Here is a 4,477-nt window from a genome sequence, read left to right as displayed (position 1 = left end):
CGAAAAACGCAACGACGATTGATTCCTTTGTTTAAGGGGAAAATGTCATTTCCAAAATAAAGACCACAGTCAGTGCAGGACTGATTGTGGTCGAGAAGTATTGTAAAAAAGGTGATATTGTTGGTGTCTTGATCCGTTGTAGGATGGTGAAAACACCCTTGACAAATCTCTTTCCAAAAGAAAATGCTGGAGGACTATGCGAAAGCCAACGGTTTTACGAATTGCGTCCACTTCACAGATGATGGTTGGTCTGGTGGAAGTTTTGACCGTCCAAGCTGGAAGCGCATGATTGAGGGCATTGAAAAAGGCGAAATCGCTGCTGTCCTTGTTAAAGATTTGAGCCGCGTCGGTAGAGATTATTTACAGGTGGGCTTTTACACCGAAGTAATGTTCAGAGAGAAAGGTGTGCGGTTTGTTGCCATTACCAACGGAGTAGATAGCGACAAACGGGAAAGCAGCGAGTTTGCACCCTTTTTGAACATTATGAACGAATGGTATATCCGTGATTGCAGCCGTAAGATAACCACTGTTTTACGGGCAAGAGGTATGTCCGGCAAGCACACAAGCAACCATTGTATCTACGGTTACAAGAAAGACCCCAACGACAAAGACCATTGGATTATCGACGAGGAAGCTGCCGAAGTAGTACGCCGGATTTATCGCATGGCCATTGAGGGAAAAGGCCCGTATGAAATTGCCCGTATATTGGCAACGGAAAAGGTTGAGCGCCCCTCTTACTATCTTGCACAACGCGGCATGGGAAACCATCAATCAAACTACAATGCCGCAGACCCCTATACATGGCGCGGCGGTACAGTTGCCGACATACTCTCCAAGCAGGAATATATGGGGCATACGGTAAACTTTAGGACTTACAAGGAGAGCTATAAAGATAAGCGCGTCAAAATGACCCCCAAAGAGGATTTAGTCATTTTTGAGAACACACAGGAAGCTATCATCGACAAGGAAACATGGGAACGCGTACAAACTCTACGAAAAACCATTCGCCGGACAGACAGCATAGGAAAGGCCAATCCACTAACCGGCTTGATGTTTTGCGCGGATTGCGGTGCAAAGATGTATAACCACAGGGGCAAGGCCGGAAATGCGCGTGACTGGGCGGGCAGACCCAACGGGAAAAAGCGCCCTGATCGTGACGAGTACAACTGTTCCCGTTACGATTTGGGCAACCAGCATTATGATAAATACTGCACGACGCACCTTATTCGTACTGCTGTTGTGAACGAGCTTTTGTTGGAAGCCATCAAGGGCGTTTGCGACTATGCGTTGAACAATGAAGCCGAGTTTATGGCACAGGTCTGCTCCGCTTCCGAGGACAGGCAGGAAAAAGCTGCAAGAGCCATTCGCCAGCGGAAGCAGCGCAACGAGAAGCGTACCGATGAACTGACCCGCCTAATCCGAAAGCTCTATGAGGACAATGTAAGCGGCCGACTTTCCGATACCCTTTTTGAACAAATGCTCCGCGATTTTGAAGCCGAGTTAAGCGATTTGACAGAAATCATTTCCCAAGACCAGCAGGAACTTGAACGCATAAGCAGGGAAACCATCAACGCCGAAAAGTTTCTTTCCCTTGTCAGAAAATACACGGACTTTTCCGAATTGACCCCTGCCATGATAAATGAGTTTGTAGAAAAAATCCTCGTCCACCAAGCCCAGGGCAAAGGAGCAAGTAGAACACAGGAAATTGAAATTTTCTTTAATTTTGTTGGTAAGGTGGACATCCCTCACAAGGAAGTGGAACTGACCGAGGAAGAAAAGGCCGCGTTAGCGGAACAGGAACGCCGCCGGGCAAAAAAAGCAGAATACAATCGACGCTATATGGAAAAGAAACGCAGACAATGGAAAGAGCAGCGGGAGCAGGAGCAAGCCAAGCAACTGCCCCTTGCCGCCGAGCAGAAAGGAGAACACATAGCATGAGCTAATTCATGTTTGACGGTCAAGAGCCGGAAAAAACGGAAATCACACGATAGGAGCCGCCCGGACGAGGAATGGTTCATCGGGGCGGTTTCTATTTGAAAATCCCCATTTTCCCCAAGTCAAGAGCCGGGAAAAATCCCTCAAAAACGCCCCTCTTTCCAAACGAGGGCATGGAAAGGAGCTTGTATGAGAACAGGGCTTACCAAGCAGGAAAAGACCACCGATATTTGGTTTGACGAGAAAGACCCCCTGATCCATATCCGCACCCACAACACCGCCTTGAAAAAGCGTCTGCTTGCATACAGCCGCCGTTATCCGTCGATCTGCCAGCAGACCGACGCAGACCCGGAAACGGGCTGCATGGAGTTTGACATTGAGAAAGGCCGGTTCTCTTTCCGTCTGACCGCCCCATACAGCGAGGAACGCCGGAGAGCCGCCAGCAAAGCGGCGAAAGCTGCCGCGAGCAATCTCGCGCGAAGTATGGTATAATTTTTTTGAAAAAGTTTTGGATTTGATGTAGTATTCGCCGCTAAAACCGTAGTATATAGGTGAAGCCGGAAAGGAGGCGGTGAGATGATAGACGATGAAAAAATCATAGAAATGTTCTTTGAACGATCAGAGCAAGGCATACGAGAGCTGGACATTAAATACGGAAAAATCTGCCACAATCTCTCATACAACATTGTGAACAGCAGGCAGGATGCAGAGGAATGTGTCAACGACGCTTACTTAGGCGCGTGGAACGCCATTCCCCCGGTACACCCTAACCCGCTGCTCAGCTACATCGTAAAAATCGTTCGGAACATTTCACTCAAAATCTATTGGAGAAAGGAAGCAGCCAAACGGAGCGGACACTACAAAATTGCCTTAGAGGAAATCGAGGGCTATATCGCAGACCAGAAAACCGTAGAAGATGAAATCGAAGCCAGAGAATTAGCCCGTATCATTGGGGAATTTTTGGACACGCTGACACTCGAAAACCGCGTCATTTTCATGCGCCGCTATTGGTTTGCCGACAGCTACAAGGGCATAGCCGAGTTTATGGGGCTTTCGGAGAAAAACATCTCCGTCCGGCTGACCCGTATCCGCGAAAAGATGAAGCAATATTTGATTGAAAGAGAGGTATTTGTATGAACGCGAAAAAGTTTTCCGACGCCATGAGCGAGCTTGACGACAAGTACATTGACGAAGCCATCAATTACAAAAAGAAAGCAAAAAAGCCCCGTTGGATTAAGTGGGGGGCTATGGCAGCCTGCCTGTGCCTTATGGTTGTGGTAGCAATTCCTATTGTCAATCATTTCAACAACGGTGCAACAGACATTGAACCGCTGGTAGAGTATTCTTTGGAAGAAGCTCCCTCTGCCCCGGATTTTGGCGAACTGTTTCCTACGCAGATTTTGGAGGGCTATTCTCTCGATGGTAGCGTAAGTGTTTATGATGAAGCCGTTTTGGTTGCACGCTTCATCAATGAAGCACTTGATGATACAATGACAATACGAATTGCAAATAAGGATTGGTTTACCGACCAGACGCCAAATATGGATTTGGGTGTCGTTCAGTACACCGAAAAAGCCAATGGCAAAACAAGTAGCGTGATTTTCCTTGATGGTGGCGAGCATATCATTCAGTATTCTTTCAGCAACACAGATATTGCAGACAATGATGGTTTCTGCGATATGGTAAATTCCGCTGCTTATTTCACCAATGGAGACAGCAAAGTTGTCGAGTTTCATGGGAACCTATTTAATACGGGCGATTTATCAAAAGAAACCATTGAATGGCTGGAATGGTACAATTCGCTCTCACCAGAAGATCAGCTTGCCATTAGCTCCGTTCCTGCCGACCTATATACCTATGACAGCTCTGGAGCGGTTGACGAGGTTGCAGGCGAATAAAGAGAAAATGTTGTCAATATGTTATTATTGTATCGGACGCATAGACGCATAGCCAAATAGCAAACAGGAGCAGCTATTTTCAATCATGGAAATGGCTGCTCCTTTCTTTTGCCCATGAGCAGAAAGGAGCGACCACCTATGACGAAACCAAGAGAGAAAACCCGCGAGGAACTGCAAGCCGAGATTGAGGACGGAAAGAAGAAAATCCGGCAGTTTGAGAACCGGGAAAAGATGTTGCGTCAGAAGTTATCCAAAGAGGAACGCAGAACGCGCAGCCACCGCCTTATCGTCCGGGGCGCGGTCTTTGAAAGCATTGTGCCGGAAGCAAAGAACATGACCGACGAGGAAGCCGCAGCACTTCTTAGGCTTGCCTTGACGAGTGAACCAGCGCGGGAATATCTGAAAAAACGAGCCGAAAGCAGGAACGCCGAATAAATCCCTTTAGGAACTAAGGGCGCACTTATACACCCTTGCGGGCGTGTGCGCTCTGCCGAGGGCTTATCTCCGCACAGGGAACTTTCCCCGCGCTCCGATATGGCGGCTTTGCCGCAACAAGGGGCTGCACCCCTTGCGCCGCTTACGCGGCTATCCCTGCACACCCACAAAAACAGTACACCCGCCGTTGGCGTCTGTACCATTTTTGC

At 48.2% G+C, this 4,477-nt stretch carries 5 protein-coding genes; all 5 read left to right on the top strand.

Annotation, left to right across the window (positions count from 1 at the left end):
* Positions 1 to 183 precede the first annotated feature (183 nt).
* The 5 genes from H7U37_RS14390 to H7U37_RS14370 all read left to right on the top strand — a co-directional run bounded on the left by H7U37_RS14390 (position 184) and on the right by H7U37_RS14370 (position 4,268).
* Positions 184 to 1,938 (top strand): recombinase family protein, encoded by a 1,755-nt coding sequence (locus H7U37_RS14390; protein WP_204876786.1) that lies wholly within the window; start codon positions 184 to 186, stop codon positions 1,936 to 1,938.
* Between the two features lie 186 nt (positions 1,939 to 2,124).
* Positions 2,125 to 2,427: a hypothetical protein gene (locus H7U37_RS14385; RefSeq protein WP_204876784.1), complete on the top strand. Its 303-nt coding sequence runs from the start codon at positions 2,125 to 2,127 to the stop codon at positions 2,425 to 2,427.
* Between the two features lie 84 nt (positions 2,428 to 2,511).
* Positions 2,512 to 3,072 (top strand): RNA polymerase sigma factor, encoded by a 561-nt coding sequence (locus H7U37_RS14380; protein ID WP_204876782.1) that lies wholly within the window; start codon positions 2,512 to 2,514, stop codon positions 3,070 to 3,072.
* The gene (locus tag H7U37_RS14375) at positions 3,069 to 3,833 is read left to right on the top strand and encodes a hypothetical protein (protein WP_204876780.1); all 765 of its coding nucleotides are present in this window, start codon (positions 3,069 to 3,071) and stop codon (positions 3,831 to 3,833) included. Before H7U37_RS14380 ends, H7U37_RS14375 begins: the two co-directional genes overlap by 4 nt.
* 138 nt (positions 3,834 to 3,971) lie before the next feature.
* Entirely contained in the window at positions 3,972 to 4,268 is a 297-nt protein-coding gene (locus H7U37_RS14370; protein WP_148342427.1) for a DUF3847 domain-containing protein, read from the top strand.
* Positions 4,269 to 4,477 lie beyond the last annotated feature (209 nt).

Source organism: Pseudoflavonifractor phocaeensis (assembly GCF_016901735.1).
Lineage (GTDB): Bacteria > Bacillota > Clostridia > Oscillospirales > Oscillospiraceae > Pseudoflavonifractor_A.
The sequence above is the reverse complement of the archived record's forward strand: the minus strand, read 5'-3'. Positions and strand labels throughout refer to the sequence as shown.

What these genes read in the sequence shown, in the direction of transcription:
- H7U37_RS14375 (WP_204876780.1), top strand. Translation starts at nt 3,069, where the DNA reads ATGAACGCGAAAAAGTTTTCCGACGCCATGAGCGAGCTTGACGACAAG.
- H7U37_RS14385 (WP_204876784.1), top strand. Translation starts at nt 2,125, where the DNA reads ATGAGAACAGGGCTTACCAAGCAGGAAAAGACCACCGATATTTGGTTT.
- H7U37_RS14380 (WP_204876782.1), top strand. Translation starts at nt 2,512, where the DNA reads ATGATAGACGATGAAAAAATCATAGAAATGTTCTTTGAACGATCAGAG.
- H7U37_RS14370 (WP_148342427.1), top strand. Translation starts at nt 3,972, where the DNA reads ATGACGAAACCAAGAGAGAAAACCCGCGAGGAACTGCAAGCCGAGATT.
- H7U37_RS14390 (WP_204876786.1), top strand. Translation starts at nt 184, where the DNA reads ATGCTGGAGGACTATGCGAAAGCCAACGGTTTTACGAATTGCGTCCAC.